This window comes from Micromonospora sp. SL1-18, from assembly GCF_047921505.1.
Taxonomy (GTDB): domain Bacteria; phylum Actinomycetota; class Actinomycetes; order Mycobacteriales; family Micromonosporaceae; genus Micromonospora.
Window position 1 is genome coordinate 1 of record NZ_JBLROA010000079.1, and the last position, 22,972, is coordinate 22,972.

The 22,972-nt window shown below is 70.4% G+C and carries 15 protein-coding genes and 1 pseudogene; 10 read left to right on the forward strand and 6 right to left on the reverse strand.

The genetic code is table 11. From position 1 onward, the window contains the following. Positions 1-186 precede the first annotated feature (186 nt). The gene (locus ACNAW0_RS26540) at positions 187-528 is read right to left on the reverse strand and encodes a phosphomannose isomerase type II C-terminal cupin domain (protein WP_416290742.1); all 342 of its coding nucleotides are present in this window, start codon (positions 526-528) and stop codon (positions 187-189) included. A 373-nt stretch (positions 529-901) separates the two neighbouring features. Here ACNAW0_RS26540 and ACNAW0_RS26545 point away from each other — a divergent pair, with 373 nt between their 5' ends. The 4 genes from ACNAW0_RS26545 to ACNAW0_RS26560 all read left to right on the forward strand — a co-directional run bounded on the left by ACNAW0_RS26545 (position 902) and on the right by ACNAW0_RS26560 (position 6,712). Next, positions 902-1,075, forward strand: a complete 174-nt coding sequence (locus ACNAW0_RS26545) for a hypothetical protein (protein WP_416290744.1) — start codon at positions 902-904, stop codon at positions 1,073-1,075. A gap of 452 nt (positions 1,076-1,527) precedes the next feature. Further along, the gene (locus tag ACNAW0_RS26550; RefSeq protein WP_416290745.1) at positions 1,528-2,814 is read left to right on the forward strand and encodes an MFS transporter; all 1,287 of its coding nucleotides are present in this window, start codon (positions 1,528-1,530) and stop codon (positions 2,812-2,814) included. Positions 2,815-2,899: 85 nt separating this feature from the next. Further along, a complete protein-coding gene (locus ACNAW0_RS26555) occupies positions 2,900-4,945 on the forward strand; it encodes a carboxypeptidase-like regulatory domain-containing protein (RefSeq protein ID WP_416290746.1) in 2,046 nt (681 codons plus the stop codon). A gap of 138 nt (positions 4,946-5,083) precedes the next feature. Then, positions 5,084-6,712: a hypothetical protein gene (locus tag ACNAW0_RS26560; protein ID WP_416290747.1), complete on the forward strand. Its 1,629-nt coding sequence runs from the start codon at positions 5,084-5,086 to the stop codon at positions 6,710-6,712. An 84-nt stretch (positions 6,713-6,796) separates the two neighbouring features. Here the strand turns inward: ACNAW0_RS26560 and ACNAW0_RS26565 are convergent, their stop codons facing one another. Next, positions 6,797-9,541 (reverse strand): hypothetical protein, encoded by a 2,745-nt coding sequence (locus ACNAW0_RS26565; protein WP_416290749.1) that lies wholly within the window; start codon positions 9,539-9,541, stop codon positions 6,797-6,799. A gap of 218 nt (positions 9,542-9,759) precedes the next feature. On the opposite strand from ACNAW0_RS26565, the pseudogene fdh reads away from it, so the two are divergent. From fdh to ACNAW0_RS26590, 5 genes and pseudogenes are all read left to right on the forward strand, one after another. Beyond that, positions 9,760-13,014: pseudogene (gene fdh / locus ACNAW0_RS26570) on the forward strand (formate dehydrogenase); the annotation flags it as partial. 16 nt (positions 13,015-13,030) lie between these two features. Continuing rightward, positions 13,031-14,047 (forward strand): 4Fe-4S dicluster domain-containing protein, encoded by a 1,017-nt coding sequence (locus ACNAW0_RS26575; protein WP_416290757.1) that lies wholly within the window; start codon positions 13,031-13,033, stop codon positions 14,045-14,047. Positions 14,048-14,220: 173 nt separating this feature from the next. Beyond that, positions 14,221-15,087 (forward strand): NrfD/PsrC family molybdoenzyme membrane anchor subunit, encoded by an 867-nt coding sequence (gene nrfD, locus ACNAW0_RS26580; RefSeq protein WP_416290758.1) that lies wholly within the window; start codon positions 14,221-14,223, stop codon positions 15,085-15,087. Positions 15,088-15,107: 20 nt separating this feature from the next. Continuing rightward, entirely contained in the window at positions 15,108-16,559 is a 1,452-nt protein-coding gene (locus tag ACNAW0_RS26585; protein ID WP_416290750.1) for an MFS transporter, read from the forward strand. A 75-nt stretch (positions 16,560-16,634) separates the two neighbouring features. After that, positions 16,635-18,110, forward strand: coding sequence for a M1 family metallopeptidase (locus ACNAW0_RS26590; protein ID WP_416290751.1), 1,476 nt, complete (start codon positions 16,635-16,637; stop codon positions 18,108-18,110). Positions 18,111-18,177: 67 nt separating this feature from the next. Here the strand turns inward: ACNAW0_RS26590 and argS are convergent, their stop codons facing one another. The 4 genes from argS to ACNAW0_RS26610 all read right to left on the reverse strand — a co-directional run bounded on the left by argS (position 18,178) and on the right by ACNAW0_RS26610 (position 22,014). Further along, positions 18,178-19,896, reverse strand: a complete 1,719-nt coding sequence (argS, locus tag ACNAW0_RS26595) for an arginine--tRNA ligase (protein ID WP_416290752.1) — start codon at positions 19,894-19,896, stop codon at positions 18,178-18,180. A gap of 278 nt (positions 19,897-20,174) precedes the next feature. Next, on the reverse strand, positions 20,175-21,233 hold the full coding sequence (trpS, locus tag ACNAW0_RS26600; RefSeq protein ID WP_416290753.1) for a tryptophan--tRNA ligase: 1,059 nt from the start codon (positions 21,231-21,233) through the stop codon (positions 20,175-20,177). Between the two features lie 93 nt (positions 21,234-21,326). After that, on the reverse strand, positions 21,327-21,494 hold the full coding sequence (locus ACNAW0_RS26605; protein WP_416290754.1) for a hypothetical protein: 168 nt from the start codon (positions 21,492-21,494) through the stop codon (positions 21,327-21,329). Between the two features lie 103 nt (positions 21,495-21,597). Beyond that, complete coding sequence (locus ACNAW0_RS26610; RefSeq protein WP_416290755.1) at positions 21,598-22,014, reverse strand: PRC-barrel domain-containing protein; 417 nt, start codon at positions 22,012-22,014, stop codon at positions 21,598-21,600. A gap of 254 nt (positions 22,015-22,268) precedes the next feature. Between ACNAW0_RS26610 and ACNAW0_RS26615 the strand changes: the two genes are divergently transcribed. Continuing rightward, on the forward strand, positions 22,269-22,523 hold the full coding sequence (locus ACNAW0_RS26615; RefSeq protein ID WP_416290756.1) for an SCO4848 family membrane protein: 255 nt from the start codon (positions 22,269-22,271) through the stop codon (positions 22,521-22,523). Positions 22,524-22,972 lie beyond the last annotated feature (449 nt).

The following is a 22,972-nucleotide window of genomic DNA, read 5'->3' on the forward strand; positions in this document are numbered from 1 at the left end:
ACGACTGCCCGACGAGGAGATCCGCTGCAACGATGCGGTTGGTACTTAGCCACGCAGCTTCGCTGATACCCACTACGTCGCCCTGCTGGATGCCGCCCACCCGTGCCTCAGAGTGCCGATCGTGCTGATCTGGGACAACCCCACGCCCGTCAGCGCCGCCAGCTGGCCCGAGGACGGATTTGGTTGTTACCGTCCGTAGTCGTCGTCCAGGCGGACGATGTCATCTTCACCGAAGTAGTCGCCGTGCTGGACCTCGACGAACACCAGGGGGCCAGCGCCGGTGTTGTGAATACGGTGGGCGGCCCCTTGGGGGATATCGATGGCATCGCCCCGACGCACGCTGGAGGCGTTGCCGTCAAGAGTGACCAGCCCTTCGCCGGTAACCACGAACCAGTGCTCAGAACGGCGTGAGTGCTTCTGGTAGCTAAGGCGCTGCCCGGGGTGGACCTCGATGGTCTTGACCTTGAAGCCGTCGCCTTCTGTGAGGATGGTGTACGTGCCCCACGGACGCTGAGCGGGTTCAGTCATAGGGCTATCTTGCCTCACCCACGTGCGGGCTGCTTCCCGCCTCGCCAGCGCGCACCAACACTACGGCGACGACATCCAGCATGGCCCGGCATGGGTTCTGGGTGGGCGGGGAGTCCGGCCCGCTTTGTGACAACCGCTGACAGAGCGATCGTGAGGAACCCTGCCGGGCCATCCACGGGCCAGTAACCGTGGCGCGCAGCGGTCATGAGCGGGCACGAACGGCATTCGGCTCTGCCGCCGGGCGCAGGCGTTTCGGGCATCACGACCGCCTGAGCACGCTCTTCCAAACTGGTCGTATCGCCATCCTGAGCCGGTCAGACTCACCCGCATGGTCCGAGTCGTCCCTGCCGAACGCCTCCGGGTCGGAGATGTCGTGCACCTGCACACCGACACGGCCGTTGTGCTCATCGAACTCACCGCGATCATTCGGCGGACCAAGGGTTACAAGTGCACCGGGTACCGGGTCGACGATCACCACCGCGTCTCTCCATGGTCGTTCGGCGTGCTCTTTGATCAGCCTGTCGAGATTGAGGAACCGAGCACCTGAGCGTGCACCTTCGGCGGCGCAGCCTCGACCACGTCGAGAACGTGAACGATCACGGCTGCCGATGATGACAGCAACGATTGACAGCAACGGCACCGGACCGTGGGGTACGAGTGCCGACACTGGCAGGCGTAGGGGCCAGTGACAGGAGCCGCGGACGGACTGTCCCGGACGGCCTCGCCGAGGCTACGGATCAGAAGGTTAGGGGTTCGAGTCCCTTCGGGCGCGCAGCAGGTCAATGGCCGGTTTCCTGTCACGGGAGGCCGGCCCTTGATCGTTTTGACCCCTACGCCTACGCGTCGAAGAGGAACCCGAGGGGGTCCACCGCATCCTGCTGCACTCGCCGCGTCGCGTCCACGTAGATCGACTTCGTGACCGCTGGGGATCGGGTGAGGATCGTGAGCGGCGGCATTCCCCCTTGACTTCAACCCGGGTTGATGTTGGAAAGTGCGCCGATGATCGTGCCTCACCGCCTGGTGCCGGAGGGCTACCGCACCGTCCTGAGTGCCCCTGGCTTCCGGCGGTTGTCGGCTGCCGCGCTCATCTCCTACCTCGGCGACGGCCTGGCGGTGGTGGCGCTGGCGTGGGTGGCGCTCACACTCTCACCGCCTGGCCGGGAAGGGCTCGTTGTCGGGGCGGCCGTCGCGGCGTACACCCTTCCCGCCGCGGCCGGTGCGGTCCTGCTCGCGCCGTGGTTAAGTCGCGTCGACGCCCGAAGGCTGGTGAGCTTGAACGCAGCCCTGCGCGCCGTGGCCTTGGGTGCCGTCACGGCCCTCCACCTCGTGGGCAAGCTCGACGTGGCCGGCTACGTCACGCTCCTGGCCATCTCGTCCGTCCTGGCCGCTTGGGGAAACGCGGGCATCTACACCCTGGTCAGCCGGATGTTCACCACGGAACGTCGCCTGCCAGCCAACTCGCTGCTGAGCACCGCCCAACAGGTCAGCGTCATCATCGGCCCCGCCCTGGCGGGCATCCTCGTCGCCAAGGTCGACGCCGCCCTTGTGCTTGGCCTCAACGCGCTCACATTCGCCTTCCTCGGATTTCAGGTGCTCCGCGTGGGCACTCCACCAGCGGAAGCGGCGCCCCGACAGCCCCGGTTGTCCGCCGGCTTCCGACTCCTCGCCCGGCGCCCGCACCTCGCCGGACTGCTCGGCGTTACCGCAGTCTTCTTTTTCCTCTACGGCCCCGTCGAGGTGGCGCTTCCGCTCTACATCACTGGCGACCTGCGCGGGTCAGCGGGTCTGCTCGGCACGTTCTGGACGGTCTACGGGGTCGGCGCCGTCCTCGGCGGCCTGCTCGGCGGGGCCCTGCGCGTCACCCGGCAGTGGCCGTTCGTCGTCGCCGTCATCGCCGGCTGGGGCGCCGTGCTCGTCCCGTTCGGGTTCCTCGACGCGGCAGCGCCCGCCCTGTTGCTCTTCGCGTTCGGCGGCTTCGTCTACGGCCCGTTCGTCGCCTTCAGCTTCGCCCTGTTCCAGAACGCCACCGACCCTGACGATCTACCCGCGGTCCTGGCCGCGCGGGCCGCGATCACGACGGCCATGGCGCCCATCGGCGCTGCGGTCGGCGGCCCGCTCGTCGAAGTGGTGGGCGCCGGCGGCGCGCTGCTCGCCTCTGGCGCCACCACGGTGGCCCTCGCCGGCATCACGGCTCTCGTTCTGCTCACTGTCCGCCGTTCCCGTGGCGCGTTACCGCAGGCGAGTGTGACAGCCACCGAGAAAGGTGATCTTCAACTGATCGGGTGAGGGACAGTGTTTGACGCACGTCGCTAGGCTGCGGGCCGGGGCGCGCGTTCCCGGCACATCTCACTTCCCTCAAACCCGAGGAATCATGAGCAGATCAACGCTGCGTCGGTTCGGCGCACTGCTGCTGGGCGTCACCCTGGCCCTGACCGGGCTTGCCACGCCGGCCCAGGCGGCAGACACAGGCTCCATCACAGGTCAGCTGACGGACGGCGGAGCCCCGGTCACCGGCGGCGCCGTCTACCTGTACGGCGACGACGTCGACCACTGGGACTACGCGTCGCTCGACGGCCAGGGCCATTACGCGTTCGACGTGGTCCCCCCGGGCCGGTACCGGGTGAACTTCGAGGCCGGGGGTCACCCGACGCAGTTCGCCTACGGCAAGACCGACTGGTCGTCGGCGAATCTCATCACCGTGACGGCTGGCGGCGCCACCGTGGTCAATGACGAGCTGCTGCCGGTCGGCACCATCACCGGGCGGCTGGTCGACCGGACCGGCGCCCCGGTACCGTTCGTGCTCGTCAGCGCCGAGGCCACCGATTACAGCAGCTACGGCTACGGCAGCACGGGTCCAGACGGCACCTTCGACTTCCAGGTCGTGCCGGGCAGCTACCGGGTCCGGTTCGACGTCGGCACGTTCAGTCAATACGCCTACGGCACGTTGGACAGCGACGCCGCAGCGGTCTTCGCGGTCACGGCGGGCGGCACGGTCACGGTCAACGACACCCTGGTCCCCACCGGCACCGTGGCGGGCCGCTTCACCGACACGTCCGGCGCACCGCTGTCCGACGTGGACGTCTACGTCACCAACGGCCAGTACTTCGGCTACGCCCAGACCGACGGAAATGGCCGCTACCGGCTCGACAAGGTCCCCGTGGGCACCGACTACACGATCCAGTTCTACAGCTCGGCGCTGCTCCTGCAGCAGTTCGCCTACAGCACTGTGGACCGGTCGGCGGCGGCCCGGTTCGCCGTTACCGATGGCCAGACCACCACGGTCGATGACCAGCGGCTGCCATCGGGCAGCGTTCGCCTCACCGCCGTGGACTCGCGTACGGGCCAGCCGATCCTGAACTTCACCTCCAGCATCGGCATCGACTCGCGTGACACCGAGAACGGCGAGGTCATTTACCCCAGCATCCCCATCGGCACCCACGAGATCTGGGCCAACGCCTCGGGCTATTCGTTCGACGGGGCATCGGTAACGGTCGTCGCCGGCGAACAGGCCGACGTCAGGCTGGCCATGGAGCCGCTGCCCCGCATCACCGCCACCGTGGTGGACGCCGCGACCGGTGCTCCGCTGCCCGGCGTGTGCATCGTTCCGGTGCGCGTCGACGAGGTCCGGATGCCGGACGGCTGTGGCGAGGTCACCGATGCGAACGGCAAGGTCACCCAGATGCTCTGGAAGGGCACGGGCACCTACCAGCTGCTGGCCTGGCCGGCCGATGCCAAGGGGTACGGCGCCCAGTGGCTCGGCTCGCGTGGCGGCACCGGCGACCTGCGGCGCGCCACGAAGTTCACTGTGAAGTCCGGCGAGACGGTCACGTCTCCGGTCATCCGGATGGATCGCGCGGGTGTCATCGCCGGTCAGGTCTTCGGGCCGGACGGAGCGGCGCTGCCCCGAGGGGGAGCAGTCCGGATCGCCGGCGAGCACCCCGGCCTGGGCGGCGGCTTCGGCGCTTTCGGCATCGGCAACGACGGCCGCTACCGGATCGACAAGCTCGGCCCGTACCAGTGGCCGCTCCTGTTCGACGTGTACGGGCAGGCCACGCAGTGGAGTGGCGGTGAAGCCAACCGCGACCGGGCCGACCGGATCACGGTTGTCGCGGGCGGCACCACCACCTACGACTACCGGCTCGATGGCGGGGTCACCGTGACGGTGGCGAGCACCACGCCCTTCCAGGGCTACGTGACCGCTCGAAACGCCGACACCGGTGACATCACGGGCACCTGGTGGCTCGACGAACCGAACGTCGGCGTGGCCAGGCAGCTCATCGGCGGGCAGCACATCCGGTTCGAGTACTACCCGAGCGAGGGTGGCCGCAGGTTCGTCGGCGGCGAGGACTTCGCCTCGGCGGCCAAGTACAAGATCCACAAGTTTAAGGGCGGGGCGTTCGAGCTCACGCTCGGCTGATCACGTCGACGAAGGCCGGGCACGCTCGCCGTGTCCGGCCTTCGTGCAAACAGGCGAGCGCAGCGCTGGCCATGTCGCCTACCATCAATGTTTCCGCCGTGGTTGCGCGGCGGGAATGGCTTCCACACGTGGGGATTCGTGGAATTGTTCTCTCTTCGTACCCGGGCTGCGTTCAGCCTCGGCTCGTCTGTCCGCACCGGCCGCAGCGCGGTCACCAAGGTCGCCGCGTCGGCCCTCGTGCCGGCCATTCTGCTCAGCGGCACCCCTGCGGTCGCCGCGAGCAACACGCTCACCATCACCACCCTGGATCGGGCCGGCAAAAAGATCGCGGTCACGACGACCGTGGTCAACCTCGCCACCAACGAGAGCCGCTCGGTCCGGTCGGGTCAGGTCAAGAAACTGCCGAAGGGCACCTACGCGGTGCTCGCCTCGATCGACACCGGCTTGGTGTCGACACTGGGGGCAAGCATCGTCACGGTCTCCGGCACGACCAAGACAACTCTGGACGCGCGCAAGGGCCGCAAGGTCACGCTGGGCCTCAGCCCGGCCCCCGCCGATGCCAGCCTCGAGACTCAGACCATCGCCCAGATCTGCACCGTGTCCAAGTCGGCGGTCGAGAGGGTCGAGGCCTGGGACTTCGCCAACGAGCTGTACGTGATTCCGAACTCGTCGAAGAAGCTGGCTTTCGCGGCGATGCGCACCTGGACCGATCACTCGGGCGAGACCGATCGCCATGCGGTCATGTATTCCACCACCACCATCCCGAGCACACCGTCGCGGACCTTCAGCCGGTCCGCACTCGCGACGGTCAACGTGGAGACCCGGCGCGGCCCGTCCGGGTCCGTCAGCAGCAGTCTCGCGGTGCAGCCGATCGACCGCCCCTGCGGCAGCAGCATGTACGGCAGTCTGCTGAGCTTCGACCGGCCGTATCGGACGAAGGTATTTCTGTCACCGGGCAAGTGGGTCGTCCGAGCCGAGAGCTACGCAGGAACCAAGGACGGTTCCACGTGGAATATCGGTGGCTTCTACGCGCCGCGTCAGGTCGCTGCGGGCACGTCGTACAACCTGCGCTTCTTCCGTGCCGCCTGGGGCCCGGCCGCAGTGTTGCCGGTGTTGCACAACGGCCGGATCTCCTACTCGCTGAACAACATGTTCGCCGATCCCGGCTTCCCCCGACAGAGCGTCGAGGGCGGTGACAAGGCGACCGCGACCCTGACCTTCCGCGGCAAGACGGTCAAGACGGTGAAGGACAGGGGCTGGGAGCCCGAGGAAAAGGTCCTCAACTACACGGTGAAGCAGTCCGGCTGGTACACGCTCACCAACACGGCGAGCCGCTACTACCCGGAGATCACCTTCCCGTCCGGGATGCTGTCGCCGAGGACCAGCGTCACGTTCCGGTTCAAGGCGAAGCCGAGGACCTGGGTGGCCGCACCCGTCTACGCCGTCACCATGCGGCCCGTCGGCCTGAACCTCTACAACCAGGCGAAGCCGGGCAGCACCACGAACGTCGAGCTGAAGCTGAGCCGACCCAAGGGAGACCCGGACATCAAGCTGGGCAAGAACCCGCCGGTGAAGACGGTCAGCGCCAAGGCCTCGTTCGACGGCGGGCGGACGTGGCGGTCGGTGCAGGTCAAGAAGATCGCCGGAACGTGGACCGCCCTGGTCGGCAACCCGCAGTCCGGCGCGGTCTCGCTGCGGGTACGGGTCACCGACACCACTGGCGGCTACACCGATGTGACGATCATCCGGGCGTACGCGATCGGCTGATCACCCACTGGCATGGACGCGCCTTCGGCGACGCGGGCGACGAGCGTTGCCGAAGGCGCGTCCATGCGGGGAAAAACCCCAGACTCACCGGCGGACGGTCAGCGCCGCGCTCGTGGCCCGCCCGTCCGCGTACCCGGCCTTCTTGGCGATCACCGTGACGGTGAGCCGCTTGTTGCGCATCGAGGACGTGAGCTTGAGCTTGCTGCCCGTCGCGCTACGGATCAGCTTTCCGTTGATCCGCCACTCGTACCGGTACGAGTCCGCCTTCGGTGACCAGGCGCCGACGTCCACCCTGACGGTCCGGCCCACCCGGGGCGTACCGATGATCTTCGGCCGCTTCGTTGCCCGGGGTGCCTTACCCTTCGCGACCGCCGCGCTGGCGGCCGAGGTCGCCTTTGTGGGGCTGTAGCCGGGCCGGGTGGCGGTCACGGTAACGGTGAGCCGCTTTCCCAGCAGCGCCGCGGGGATGATGAGCGCTGCGGCGGTCGCACCCTTGATCGCGATGCCGTTCGCCGACCACTGGTACTGGTAAGCCGTCGCCGTGGGCGTCCACTCGCCCGGCGTCGCCTTGACGGTGCCCCCGACCGCCAGGGTTCCGCTGATCGTCGGCAGCTTGACCCGACTCATCGCCGGGGGCGGGGCGATCGTGAAGGCGCCGGCCAGGACAACCGGCTGGCCCGCACCGTACGGGTACAGGGCCAGGCCGGCCCGGCCGGTCGGCGCGGAGGCGAGGTTCACCTCGGCGGTCATCGTCGTGCCGTCGGCCGAGACCGTCTTCACCGTCGCGGCCAGCGGCTGCCCCGTGGCGGGGGTCACCTGGACCACGTCACGCGGATGCAGGCCGGTGCCGCGGATGGTGATCGTCCGGACGCTGCCGCCGGGCACCGTGGCCGGAGCCACCGAGGTGACCGTGGCGGCACCGACCACGACGGTGAAGTTGTACAGCGTCCACATGGAGCGTGTGCCGTCAGCCGTCACGCTGCGAACGGTCAGCTGGTACCGGCCGGTCTCCGCCGGCGTCCAGGGCAACGTCGCGGTGCCGTCAGGCCGGGCGGCGATGGTGGTGTACGACCCGGAGCTGATTGCGTACTGGTACGCGGTCGTGCCCGGCAGGTGCGGCGTGAAGCTGAAGGTGCCCGGGGCGAGCCGGCCGCTGCCGGTCGCCGGGAAGTCGGGCGAGGTGACCCCGGGCCCGTCTGTCACCGACCAGGACGTGCCGCCCTCCTCCGTCTGCACGCCAGCGGCATTGCGCGCGACGACGGTGACGTAGTTGTAGCCGCTCCTCGTCGGCGTGAAACTGAAGGTGGCGCTGCCGTCGGCGGCTGGTTTGAGGACCTGCTTCGTGGCCTCGTCGTGGTTCAGCTTGGCCACGTACTCGACAACATTCGCCATCCGGCTGCGGACCGTGAAGGCGGCCGGCGTTCCCAGATCGGTGCCGCCGGTGCGGGTCACCATCGGGACCGCCCCGTCGACCGACACGTGGGCCCAGCGCGGCTCGGACAGGGTGCCATCCGCGCTCCGGCTCTGGATGCGCAGGCCGTCGACGCCGGTTTCCGTGGCCGTCCAGGTGAACACGGCGGTCCCGTCGGCGCGAGCCGGAACGGTGGTCTTCTCGACTGGCCGTTGCTCCAGGCCCGAGTACTCCGGCCAGTAGAGGTACGCCTCGACGCGCGGCGCCCGGGGCGCGAGGTGGAACGTCAGCGACGACCCGAGCGTCACGCTCGAGCTCGTGTCAGTGGTGAACGTCGGGGCGTTGTCGACGAGGAATTCGTAGGCGCGGGGAGCGTGCGTCGTGCCGTCGCGGGTGACGCTGTGGACGTAGAGGGTCTGCCGGCCGGCACGGGTCGGCGCGATCATCGCGGTCGCCCTTCCCTTGGCGTCCGCCGGCACCATGCCTGACGGCCCGTCCTCGTCGATCCGCCACCCGAACGACACCGTGTCGGGGACCGTGGCACTCAGCTCGAACGCGCCGGACACCCCGACGTTGTAGTCCAGGTTCGAGCCCCAGTCGGGGTACGCGGACGAGAAGATCGACGGCCGGGTCTCCTTGACGTAGAACTCGTAGTAGGCCGCCTCGGACCGGTTTCCGGCCCGGTCGACCGCGTAGACGGTGACCGAGTGGTGGCCGGCTGCTCGGGGAGTCCACCGGACGGTCGCCGGACCGCCGAGCCCTTCGGCATCCACCGTGGACTCCACGTACTCCCCGCTCAGTTCGGCGGAGTAGAACCGGTAGCGGTAGCTGACGGTGTCGTCGGCGGCCGAGGTCAGCGTGAAGGCGCCGGGGACACCTATTGCGCCGTTGGCGTTATCCCAGTCGCCAGCGGGATACTCGGTGGAGGTCACGACCGGGGCCGGGCCGCCGCTGCGGTCGACCGTGTAATGGCACGTGCTGCTCCATGGCGATGCTTCCGCCCCGTCGAGGACGCGCACCCGCCAGGCGTACGTGACGCCGTCGAGTTGCTTCGTCTCGTCCTCAAGCTGGACGTAGACCTCGTCGCTGCGCTCGCCGATGTCACGGAGCCACTGCTGGGGGTGCTCCGGGTCGGCGACGTCCCATACCTGGAAGTCGGCCTGCAACCCGGAGCCCGTGTCCGTACGGCTGAAGGTGCCCCGCAGCGCCACCGCCCTGGCGTCGTTGAGCCTGCCCGGGCTCAGATACGGCCCCGGCGCGGCGGCGGCACACGGCTGGCCGGCGGTCTTGAGATCGGTCGGTGCGGCCACCGCCGCAGCGGCCGGGGCGGCCGTGAGCCCTACCGCTGCTCCGCAGCCGAGCGTCGGCACCATGACCAACGCCATGATCCGCCGATGAGGGCGCGAAGGTGCACGCATTCGGACTCCCCCCGATGAGACGGATGTCGTTGAAACACCCGCGAAAGGATCGCATGCCAGCGCGACCGATGGGACCCCCGGTCGTGTCGCCGCCGCCGTTCGCCCCGCCACCGTTGCCACTCAGCTACCTGGACGTGGTGGTGTTTGTCGAATCTCCCCGGAATGGGAGGTCTTCTCGGTAGACATGGGTGGACGGCCGGCCACTCCCGGGAGGTGCCATGGGACTCCGAGCGACGTTCCTGCCGTGGCCCGTGCTGCGCCAGGCGCTCGCCCTGGTGACCGGAGGCGACCGCCTGGGCCGCGGGGCCGCCGCCCGCTCGAAGGCAACCGATCGGCTGACGCCCCGGATCGCCACGGCTGACCGGGTCGTGAGCAGCGTCTGCCCGTACTGTGCGGTCGGGTGCGGGCAGTTGGTCTATGTGAAGGACGAACAGGTCGTCCAGATCGAGGGTGACCCGGCCTCGCCGGTCAGCCGTGGCCGGCTCTGCCCGAAGGGCGCGGCGTCCAAGCAGCTCGTCACCAACCCGCTGCGCCAGACCCGGGTGCGGTACCGACGGCCGCACGGGACGGAGTGGGCGGACGTCGACCTCGACACGGCGATGGACATGATCGCCGACCGGGTCATCGAGACCCGGAAGGCGACCTGGACCGACCGCGACGACCAGGGGCGGCGGCTGCGCCGGACGATGGGCATCGCGGCCCTCGGCGGGGCGACGCTGGACAACGAGGAGAACTACCTGATCAAGAAGCTCGGCACCGCGCTCGGTGCCGTGCAGATCGAGAACCAGGCCCGGATTTGACACTCCGCCACCGTTCCCGGTCTGGGAACCTCGTTCGGTCGCGGCGGGGCCACCACCTTCCAGCAGGACCTGCAGAATTCCGACTGCGTCGTCCTGCAGGGCTCCAACATGGCCGAGTGCCACCCGGTGGGTTTCCAGTGGGTCATGGAAGCGAAGGCGCGGGGGGCCACACTCGTGCACGTCGACCCGCGCCTGACCCGGACCGGGGCGTTGGCCGACCTGCACGTGCCGATCCGGGCCGGCACCGACATCGCACTGCTCGGCGGGCTGATCAACTACGTGCTGAGCAACGGCCTGGAGTTCCGGGAGTACGTCGTCGCCTACACCAACGCGGCGACGATCATCAACGAGGACTTCCAGGACACCGAGGACCTCGACGGGCTCTTCTCCGGCTGGCGGGACGACACCTCGAGCTACTCAACCGACACCTGGCAGTACGCGGGTGTCCGGGTGGCCAGCGCGGCCGGCAAGCGCCAGCAGGGCGCGAAGGGCACCTGGGAGGAACGGCACGGCAGCCACGGTGCGGTGCTGGAGGACCTGCACAACCTCCGCCGGGACGAGACGCTGGAGCATCCCCGGTGCGTCTTCCAACTGCTGAAGCGCCACTACAGCCGGTACACACCGCAGATGGTGGCGAAGATCTGCGGGATCCCCGAGGAACTGTTCCGGCAACTGGCCCGGGCGATCACCGAGAACTCGACCCGGGACCGCACCACCGCCTGGGCGTACGCCGTGGGGTGGACCCAGCACACCGTCGGTGTGCAGTACATCCGGGCCGCCTCGGTGCTGCAACTGCTGCTCGGCAACATCGGCCGCCCCGGCGGGGGAGTGCTCGCGCTGCGCGGCCACGCCAGCATCCAGGGCAGCACCGACATCCCCACGCTGTACAACCTGCTGCCGGGTTACCTGCCGATGCCCCACCCGGACGCCCACAGCAGCCTGGACGAGTACGTCGCCGACGACTCCTCCGAGACCGGCTACTGGGGCAACATGCGTTCCTACGCGGTCAGCCTGCTCAAGGCGTACTGGGGGGATGCCGCGACCGCCGAGAACGACTTCTGCTTCGACTACCTGCCGCGCATCACCGGCGAGCACAGCACCTACAAGACGGTGCAGGCACAACTGGACGGCACCTGCAAGGGCTACTTCCTCAACGGCCAGAACCCGGCGGTCGGGTCGGCCAACGCCCGGGCGCAACGCCTCGGCATGGCGAATCTCGACTGGCTGGTCGTCCGGGACTTCTCGCTGATCGAGAGCGCGACGTGGTGGAGGGACGGCCCGGAGATCGAATCCGGCGAGCTGCGCACCGAGGACATCGCCACCGAGGTGTTCTTCCTGCCCGCGGCCGCGCACACCGAGAAGGACGGCAGCTTCACCAACACGCAACGGATGTTGCAGTGGCACCACAAGGCGGTGGACCCGCCCGGCGACGCCCGCAGCGATCTGTGGTTCTGGTACCACCTGGGCCGGCGGATCCGGGCGAAGCTGGCCGGCTCGACCGCCGACCGGGACCGGCCGATCCTCGACCTGAACTGGAACTACTCCACCTCCGGGCCACACGCGGAACCCAGCGCCGAGGAGGTGCTTCAGGAGATCAACGGCCGGAAGGCGGACGGGTCCTGCCTGTCGACGTACGAGGAACTCGCCGACGACGGCTCGACCACCTGCGGCTGTTGGATCTACTGCGGCGCGTACGCCGACGGGGTGAACCAGACCGCCCGCCGCAAACCGCACACCGAGCAGAGTTGGGTGGCCCCCGAGTGGGGCTGGGCCTGGCCGGCCAACCGGCGCCTGCTCTACAACCGTGCCTCGGCCGACCCAGAGGGCCGGCCGTGGAGCGAGCGCAAGGCGTACGTCTGGTGGGACGCCGAGAAGAAGAAGTGGACCGGGCACGACGTGCCGGACTTCCAGCCCACGAAACCGCCGGACCACCGGCCGCCCGAAGGCGCGAAGCGGCAGGACGCTCTTTCCGGCGTCGACCCGTTCATCATGCAGGCCGACGGGAAGGGCTGGCTGTACGTGCCGGCCGGGCTCTCCGACGGGCCGCTGCCGACGCACTACGAGCCGCAGGAGTCGCCGGTACCCAACCTGCTCTACGGGCAGCGGCGGAACCCGGCCCGCGAGACGAGCCGGCGGCGGGACGTGGACCCGTACCAGCCCAGTGCCGACGAGCCGGGCAGCGAGGTCTTCCCGTACGTCATGACGACGTACCGGCTCACCGAGCACCACACGGCCGGTGGGATGAGCCGATGGCTGCCGTACCTGTCGGAACTGCAGCCGGAGATGTTCTGCGAGGTGTCCCCGGAACTGGCCACCACCGTCGGGCTGAGCCATCTCGGCTGGGCGACCATCGTCACCGCCCGCAACGCGATCGAGGCCCGGGTCCTGGTCACCGATCGGATGGTGCCGGTACGCGTGCACGACCGGATCGTGCACCAGGTCGGGCTGCCGTACCACTGGGGTCGCAACGGCATCACCACCGGCGACTCGGCGAACGACCTGACCCACATGGTGCTCGACCCGAACGTGCACATCCAGGAGGTCAAGGCCGGCACCTGCGACATCCGGCCCGGCCGCCGCCCCCGTGGTCCCGAACGGCGCCGCCTGGTCGAGGAGTACCAGAGGCGGGCCGGAATCACCGCTACGACCGGCACCGCGCACCGCACCACGGAGAGGCAGGGGAATCCGTATGACCACGACCAAGCATCTGCTGGAGGGCGGCCAGGATCCGGCGTCGGGCTCCGGCTATCCGCAGCCGCCACCACGGATGGGGTTCTTCACCGACACCTCGGTGTGCATCGGGTGCAAGGCGTGCGAGGTGGCCTGCAAGGAGTGGAACGTGATCCCGGACGACGGGCTCTCCCTGCTGGGCATGTCGTACGACAACACCGGGATGCTGGGCGCCGACACCTGGCGGCACGTGGCCTTCGTCGAGCAGGATCGCCCACTCGGCCGGCAGAACAATGCGGTCGCCGTCCTGCCGACCGGGCCGTCCGTGAGCGCGCACAACGCGCGGGTGGTGGCGGCCGGGCTGGGCGAGGAGCACGGCGCCCGCCTCGGTACGGAGACCGGCGCGGTACGCATGGCGCCGATGCCGGACGGCCGGCACCCGGCGCCGATCACCGCGGACGGGCGCACCGAGTTGCGCTGGCTGATGGCCAGCGACGTGTGCAAGCACTGCACACACGCGGCCTGCCTGGACGTGTGCCCTACGGGCAGCCTGTTCCGCACCGAGTTCGGCACCGTGGTGGTGCAGGAGGACATCTGCAACGGTTGCGGGTACTGCGTGCCCGCCTGCCCGTACGGGGTCATCGACCAACGCAAGGACGACGGGCGCGTCTGGAAGTGCACGCTCTGCTACGACCGGCTGGGCGTGGGACAGGAGCCCGCCTGCTCCAAGGCGTGCCCCACCGACTCCATCCAGTTCGGCCCCCTCGACGAACTGCGCGAGCGCGCCGCGCATCGGGTCGAGCAGCTGCACGACGCCGGCGTCGTCGAGGCCCGGCTCTACGGGGCCGATCCGGACGACGGCGTCGGCGGGGCGGGTGCCTTCTTCCTGCTGCTCGACGACCCGGAGGTGTACGGCTTTCCACCCGACCCGGTGGTGACGACCCGCGACCTGCCGGCGATCTGGCGGCACACGGTGGTCGCGGCCGTCGCGGTGGGCGCGATCGTGCTGGCGGCGTTCGCGGGAGCCCGCCGGTGAGCGCCGTACCGGAGACCGGCAGCGAGGTACGCCGGGACGGGCTGCACCACGTCGTGCCGGGGCGCGAGGCCCTGATCGGTTCCCGGGGTGGCCGACGCCCCGGCCGCGGTGGCGAGGTCGTGCCGCCGGCCGATTTCCGGTCGTACTACGGCCGGGCGGTCATCAAGCCGCCGATGTGGAAGGCGCACAATATCGCCGGGTACCTCTTCCTGGGCGGCGTGGCCGGCGGCTCGGCGCTGCTGGCCGCCGGCGCCGACCTCACCGGTCGCCGAGCCATGCGCCGCTCCGCCCGGCTGATCGCGGCTGGCGCGACCGGGCTGTCACTCACGGTGCTGATCGGCGACCTGGGCAGGCCGGAGCGCTTCGTCCACATGTTGCGCACGGTCAAGCCCACCTCGCCGATGTCGATCGGCACGTGGCTGCTGGCCGGCCTCAGCCCGCTCGTCGCCGCCGCGGCGCTCGACGAGGCGGCGGGACTGCTCCCCCGCCCGTGGACGGAACTAGCCGGGGCCCTGGGTCGCCCCGGCGGCAGGGCCGCCTCGGTCCTGGCCCCCGCGGTCACCACGTACACGGGTGCCCTGCTCGCCAACACCGCCGTCCCCGCCTGGCACGGTGCGCACCGGGAGCTGCCGTACCTGTTCGGGGCGAGCGCCCTCGCCGCGGCCGGTGGCCTGGTGGCCGCGGCCTCCCCGACGGGCGAGGCGACGCCGGCCCGGGTGACGGGCATCGCCGGGGCGGTCGCGGCGCAGCTGCTCAACCGGGCCGTCCACCGGCGGCTCGGGATGGTGGCCGAGCCGCTGACCGTGGGGCGGTCCGGTCGGCTGCTGCGTACCTCCCGGTGGTGTGCCCGCGCCGGACTGGCGCTGCTGGCCGCGTCCGTCGTGCGGCGTAGCCGGGCGTTGGACGTCGCCGGGGGGCTCGCCCTGGCCGCCGGGTCCGCACTGATCAAGTTCGGCTACTTCCATGCCGGCGTCGCGTCGGCGGCGGACCCGAGATACACCGTGCTGCCACAGCGCGAGCGGTCCGCTGGGCCGCGATAGCCGTCCTGGTCGCTGACCGCATGGGCGACCCCCGCCACCAACGCAATCCGGGTGCGCAGCTCGCCCGGCGGGTCGTTCGGCAGCTGGGCGGGTCGCAGCGGACCCGGGTCGTGCTGCTGCTCGCCGCAGTGCTGGCGTTGAACAGCGCGGACACCGGGACGATCGGGGCCGCCGCCGCACAGCTGGAGCGGGACCTGGGCATCAGCAACGCGAAGCTCGGCCTGCTGGCCACGGTGTCGTCGGGGGTCGGTGCGCTGGCGTCCGTGCCGCTGGGCGTCCTCGCCGACCGGACCCATCGGGTACGCCTGCTGGTGCTGACCATCGCCCTCTGGGCGATCGCGATGGCTGCCGGTGGGCTCGCCCCCAGCTACTGGTGGCTGCTGCTGTCGCGGCTGCTGCTGGGTGCCGCCGTCGCGGCCTCCGGCCCGGTGGTGGCTTCCTTGATCGGCGACTTCATCCCGCCGGCCGACCGGGCGGCCGTCCTCGGATGGATCCTCACCGGGGAGCTCGTCGGCGCGGCCATCGGCCTGGTGGTCGGCGGCGAGATCGCGGCAACCCTGTCCTGGCGGTACGCGTTCCTCCTGCTCGCCGTGGTGAGCGGCGGCCTGGCGGTGCTGCTGTGGAAGCTGCTGCCCGAGCCCGCGCGGGGCGGGGCCGGATGGCTGGCCGCCGAGGGCGGCGACCGCGAGCCCGGGGCGCGGACCGAGCCGACCCGCCCGACGGTCGACCGGATGCATGCCGTGGTGGCCGCCCGCGGCATCCAGCCGGCCCGGGACCGGATTCTCACCGAGGACCCGAACTGCTGGTCACTGCGCCGGGCGATGATCTACCTGCTGGACATCCCGACGAACCGGCTGCTGATCGTGGCCTCGGCGACCGGCTACTTCTTCTTCGCCGGGCTGCGGACCTTCGTGATCGTCTTCGCGGTCCGGCACTTTCACATCTCCCAGACAGCGCTCGGCGGCCTGGTGCCGATTATCGGCTTGGCGGCGGTGGCGGGCACGATCCTGTCCGGCCGGCTCACCGACCGTGCCCTCGCCCGGGGCCGCACCGGCGTCCGGATCGTCGTCCCGGCGTTCGGCTACACCGTCGCCGCGATCTGCTTCGCGCCGGGCATGTGGGCCAGCAACCTCCTGGTGGCGCTCCCCCTGATCGCGCTCGGCACCGCCGCGCTGGCCGCCGCCAACCCACCGCTGGACGCGGCCCGGCTCGACATCGTGCCGGGCCGGCTCTGGGGTCGGGCGGAAAGCCTGCGCACCGTGCTCCGCCTCGCGGCGGAGTCGCTCGCCCCGGCGAGCTTCGGCTGGCTGGCCGACCAACTGGCCGGCCCGGGGGGAGGCGAGTCCGGAACGGGCCTGGAGTACACCTTCCTGATCATGCTGGTGCCACTGCTGGCGAACGGGCTGATCCTCCTCACCGCTCGGCGGCATTACCCCGTCGACGTGGCCACGGCCGCGGCGGCGAAGCCGTGAACAGCGGGGTGGCCGCCGCCCGGGCGGCGCGGGCACCGCCCCCACGAACGGGGTTCTCTGCCGTACGGTGCGCTCATGCGTCGCCCCCTATACGTGGCCCTGCTCCTCCCGCCGTTGCTCGTCTCCGGTTGCACCTCGGCACCCGGCGCCTCGACCGCGCACACCGGCTCGTCGACCTCCCCCACCGCGACGCCCAGCCCGTCCGCCCCCGCCGTCGACTACACCGCCTGGCAGGCCGGCCGTTCGACCCCGGTGGCCGACCCGATCTATCCGGCCCGGGGCACCGACGCGCTGGACGTGCTGCACTACGGGTTGGAGCTGGACTGGGCGCCGCCGACGAAGACCCTGACCGGCACCGCGACCCTGCGGATCCGTCCCACCAGGGACGCCCCGAGCCTCGTCCTCGACTTCATGCCGTACCAGATCGACGGGGTGACGCTGGACGACGCGGCGGTCACCGGCACGGTCGCCAAGGAGAAGTTGACGATCGCCGCTCCGGTCGTCGCCGACCAGCCGGTGACCCTGGTGGTGAAGTACCACGGCACGCCGAAGACCACCCCGATGCCGTCGCATCGCACGGACGTGGAGAAACTGGGGCTCACGGTCAGCAAGGAGGGTGGCCTCTGGACGATGCAGGAGCCGTTCGGGGCGTTCACCTGGTATCCGGCCAACGACCAGCCGTCCGACGAGGCGCTCTACGACATCAAGGTGACCGTGCCAGCGGGCTGGTCCGCGATCGCCAGCGGCACCCCGGCCGGCCAGTCCGGGACCACCTTCAGCTACCGCAGCACCGACCCGGTGGCGACGTATCTGACCACCCTCGCCGTCGGGAAATACCAGAAGCTCACCGCCAAGGGCCCGCACGGCATCCCGCTCACCTACTGGTACCGCAAGGGCACCGACGACAAGCTGCTGCCGTACCTGAAGAAGTCGCCCGAGTATCTGGCCTGGCTGGAGAAGAAGTTCGGCCCGTACCCGTTCCCGTCCGGCGGGGTCGTGGTGGTCGACTCGGCATCCGGCATGGAGACCCAGCAGATGATCACCATGGGCCGGAAGATCGAGAACACCAAGGCGCGGCGCGACCGCTGGGGCAGCGACCTGCTGCACGAGTACGCCCACCAGTGGTTCGGCGACTCCGTCACCCCGACGAGCTGGCGGGACCTGTGGCTGAACGAGGGCTGGGCCCAGTACGCCCAGGACCTGAACACCAAGGAGACCAACCACCTCAGCGACGCCAGCCTGGACCGGTACCTGCGGGACGCCGACGCCAGGCTGCGGAAGAAGCTCGGCCCGCCCGGCAAGCCCAGCCCGAAGAACTTCGCCGAGGGCAACGTCTACCTCTGTTCCGAGGCCATGCTCCACGAGCTGCACAAGCAGCTGGGCGACAAGAAGTTCTTCGCGCTGGGCCGCGCCTGGGTGCAGGAGCAGCGCAACACCCACCAGGATCGAGCCTCGTTCATCGCGTTCGTCAACAAGCAGACCGGCCGCGACTTCACCAAGCTGATCAACACCTGGCTGGACTCGAAGACGACGCCGAAGTCCAGCTTCTGACGACGCCAAAAGCGGTACGGCCCGGGCACCGCGTCCGCCGGTGACCCGGGCCGTCCGCGTGCCGGCGTCACAGTCGTTCGGGCGTGCGGATGCCGAGCAGGTGAAGGCCCTGCCGTAGCACCCGGGCGGTCAGGTCGCAGAGCACCAGCCGGCTGCCCCGTACCGGACCGTCGGCCCGCAGCACCGGGCAGCGCTCGTAGAAGGCGTTGAACGCGACGGCGAGCCGGTGGAGGTAGCCGGCCAGGTGGTGGAACTCCAGGCCGCGCTCCACCTCGGTGACCACTGCCCCGAAGCCGACGAGCTCGAACGCGAGCGCCCGCTCGGCCGGCTCGGCCAGCGAGATTCCCGCGTCCGGCCGAGCGTGCAACCCCGCCCGCCGGAAGATCGACCGGATCCGGGAGTACGCGTACTGGAGGTACGGCGCGGTGTTGCCGTCCAGCGACAGCATCCGCTCCCAGTCCAGCACGTAGTCCTTGTGCCGGTCACTGGACAGGTCGGCGTACTTGACCGCCCCGATGCCGACCGCCCGGCCCACCTCGGCCGCCTCCGCCTCGCCCAGTTCCGGGTTCCGTTCCCGGGCCAGCGCGGTGGCCCGGGCCACCGCCTCCTCCAGCAGGGCGACCAGCTTCACCGACTCACCGGCCCGGCTGCGCAGCATCCGTCCGTCCGGTCCGAGGATCGACCCGAACCCGACGTGCTCCGCCCGGGCCGGCGGGATCAGCCAGCCGGCCTGTGCCGCCGCCGCGTACACCATCTCGAAGTGTCGCCGCTGCGGCAGCCCCACCACGTAGAGCAGCCGGGTCGCGCCCAGTGTCCCGGTCCGGTGCCGGACCGCTGCCAGGTCGGTGGCCGGGTAGCCGTACCCGCCGTCGGACTTGCGTACGATCAGCGGCAGCGGCTCGCCGTCCCGGCCGACCGAGCCGGGCGGGAAGACGCAGGCCGCGCCGTCGCTCTGCCGCAGCAGCCCGAGCCGGTCCAGGTCGTCGACCACCGCGGCGAGCAGGTCGTTGTAGCTGCTCTCGCCGTGGAAGTCCCGCTCGGTCAGGGTCACGTCGAGCAGGTCGTACACGTTCAGGAAGTAGCGTTCGGACTGCTCGACCAGCAGCCGCCACCGCCGCAGCGTGGCCTCGTCGCCGCCCTGCAACGCCACCACCCGCCGCCGGGACCGCTCCTGGAACGCCTCGTCCGCGTCGAACTTGGCCCGGGCCGCCTTGTAGAACGCGTTCAGGTCCCCCATGGACAACTCCTGCGCCGCCTCGGCCTCGCCCAGGTCGACCAGGTGCTCGATCAGCATGCCGAACGGGGTACCCCAGTCGCCCAGGTGGTTGGCCCGGATCACCCGGTGGCCCAGCCACTCCAGCAGCCGGGCCGCCGCGTCGCCGATCACCGTCGACCGCAGGTGCCCGACGTGCATCTCCTTCGCCACGTTCGGCCCCGAGTAGTCGACCACCACGGTCTCCGGCTCGGGCGCCGGCGGCACGCCGAGCCGCGGGTCGGTGGCCAGCGCGGAGACCAGCCCGGCCAGCGCGCTGTCGGCGACGGTGAGGTTGAGGAAGCCCGGCCCGGAGACCTCCGCCGCGGCGCACAGGTCGGCCAGCTCGGCGCGTTCCAGCACCTCGGTGGCGATGGCACGCGGCGGCCGGCCGAGCCGCCGGGCCAGCGCCAGCGCCGCGTCGGACTGGAAGTCCGCGCGCTGCGAGCGCCGCACAACCGGGTCCACCGGTACGCCGGCCACCGTTTCGAACGCCGGCGCCAGCCGGTCGGTCAACATTTTCTCCAGATCCATGGGTACGCCGATCTCGCTCGGGTCCGCTCGCGCGGATCTACGGGGATGTGGGCGGACCGAGGACGATCGGCGGTGACCGGCGGCTCGATCCGCCGGTCGCAAGAGAGGAAAGCTCAGCGAAGGCGGTCGCGGGACCGCCGGCGTCGCAGCGCGCCGACCTGGACGTCGGGGGACGTCGACCGGAAGGCGTGCGAGCTGGTCATATCAGCAGCCTAACCGGCCGGCCCGGGGGCGGCGCAAGGCCGTCCCCGGGCCGGCGTCCGGTCGTACCCGAGGATTCAGGCCGGCGTGGCCGCGGCCTTGCGGTACCGCTCGGCCCGTCGCCGCACCTGGGTGTACGCGCTGGTCAGGCCCATCGCCCGGCGGACCTCGACCAGCGTGCCCCGCACCTCGGCCCGGGTCCGTTCGGTGCCTTCGAAGATCAGCTCGTCGACCAGGCCGCCCGCCGCCACGAACCGGGCCCGCCGCTCCCGGATCGGGTCGAGTAACCGGTTGAGCGCGACCGCCAGCTCCTCCTTGACCTCGACGTCACCGACCCGGCCGGCCCGGTAGCGGTCCTTCAACTCCGCGACCTTCGCCCGGTTCGGGTTGAACACGTCGTGATAGGCGAAGACCGGGTTCCCCTCCACCGTCCCCGGCACGTCGGCGCGCACCCGGTTCGGGTCGGTGTACATCGCCATCACCTTGCGGCGCACGGTCGCCGGGTCGTCGGAGAGCGCGATGGCGTTCCCCTTGCTCTTGCTCATCTTCCCCTGCCCGTCCGTGCCGACCAGGGTGGGCGTCTCCGACATGATTATCTCGGGCACCGGGAAGACCTCGCCGTAGAGGTGATTGAAGCGCCGAGCGATCTCCCGGGTCACCTCGACGTGCGCGGCGTTGTCCTTCCCCACCGGGACGACCTGCCCCTTCACGCAGAGGATGTCGGCGGCCTGGAGGACGGGATAGCCGAGCAGGCCGTACGGCATCTCGTCCTTGCCGGCGTCCCGGCTCATCTCCTTGAGCGACGGGACCCGCTCCAGCCGGGGCACGGTGACCAGGTTCTGGAAAAGGGTGTTCAGGTCGCCGACCTCGGGGAGCGCCGACTGCAGGTAGAAGGTGGCTCGGTCCGGCTCGACGCCGGCGGCGAGGATGTCGGTGACCATCTCGCGGGCGTTGCGGGAGACCTGCTCGATGTCCTCACGACTGTTCCTGGTGGTGAGCATGTGCAGGTCGGCGATGATGAAGAAGCTCTCGTAGCGCTGGTGCAGCTTCACCCGGTTGGCGATGCTGCCTACGAAGTGGCCCAGGTGCAGCCGCCCGGTCGGGCGGTCGCCGGTGAGCATCCGTGCTACGGACATGGTGGTACGCCTTTCGTGCCGAGAAGCAGGTGGAAGGACGCGCGGGCGCGCGGAAGGAGACCCGGGTGTGCCCGAATCAGTGGGATCGGCTGCTCAGAGCGCGAACCGCCATCGCCCGCCGGCGCGGAACCGCAACCCACCGGCACGGAGTACGTCGAGAATCTGCTCCCGACCGTCGTCGACACGGGCCGGGAGAACCGGAGCGGCAGCCGCCGGGAGACCGTCGACGATCTCCGGGGCGCAGGTGCTCGGCCGGACCATGCCTGACAGGGTAGCGCCGGGCGGCCGGCCGCGCGGTCCCCTGCCGCGGCGGACTTCCCGGCCACCCATGCCGCCGCTCAGCTCTGCCGGTAGCTCTTGGGTATCAGCTCCCGACCTGATCCCGGTACTCGGGCCGGGCGGGGTCGTCCGGGTCGACGGCCGGCGAGTTCCGCACCTGCTCCCGGGTACGGTCCACGTGCACCGCGCGGGCCAGGTGGTCCACCCGGGCCACCGTGCCGACGGGCAGCAGCACCTTCTTCCCGAAGATCCACGGTCCGGTGTCCACCACCAGGCACCGGACGCCGGCGTCCTCGCTCGCCTGGTCGACCGACCCGATCCGGCCGTCGGTCGCCTCCACGCGGTAGCCGGTGAGGTCGATGGGCGTGCCCGGGCCGGGCGCGTGCGGGCCTCCGTCGGCGCCGTCCGGGCGCTGCCGCGGCACGTCGTCCGGCCTGCGCTCGTCGTAGCCGCCGGCGAGTGCGGACGGATCCCGCCATATCCATGGCTCGAACGGCTGCATCGCCCACCTCCGTGTCGTCGTCCAGCCGACTACAGCAGTGCCCGCGCGGCGAATATCGGAAACATCGCCTGCTGACCGGGGCGGCCCGGCGACTGCTCCGGGTCGCGGCGCGGCGGCAGACGCGCCGAGCCGGCGTGGGCGTCCGCCGGGCAGCAGGCACTCCGCCGATGCCGGCGTGTGTGGCAGCCACCTCCACCCGCGCTGATCTGTTCCGACGTGCCGGTCGAATGGTGCCGCTGGCATACTGGCCACCCATGGTGCTGTCGCGCGGCTGGTCGCTCTTCCTGTTGACGGTCGGAGTCTGGACCTGGGTGATCTGGCCGAGGTTCGCCGTCGCCATCTGGAACGACCCGCGCTCGTGGTCGGCCGGCACGGTCGGCGCGGGCGGCGCGACCAGCTTCCTCTGGGTGCACGCGCTGCTGATCGCCGCCTCGCTGGCGATCGGCACCGCTGTCGGCGTGCTCGGGATCCGGGGTTGGCTCGCGGCTCGTCGTCGTCCCAGCGCGTGAGTCGCCGTCGCCGCACCATGGCTTACGCCTTTGAACAGGCAAGATAGTCCAACGATGATGATGTGACGCGGGACGCCTGCCGCGGATTTGACGATCAACACCGAAGACGCGTAACTTTCTCTCTGCCAGCGCGGAACGGGGCAAACGGGACGAGAGTCCAGGAGCCCAGACCCGAGGCTGGCGCCGGGTCGGACAGGGGCACAGCTCCTGAACGGCGCGGTCCGGGCGGAGCTCGCCGAAACGCCGCAGGGCGGATTTGGCAGAGCGGAACTGACCGGGTAAGGTTGACGACCGGCAGGGCACCGGGCGAGTTCGCGGGATCCGCGGCGGCCGGCCTGCCAAATCCGATGATCAAGCGCACGGCTTGCCGCTGCGCGAGTTCACCGGGCGCCGACCCGTACGAAGCGCGACAGACCGGGACACACGGTTTGACACGGCGGAGACGGGGA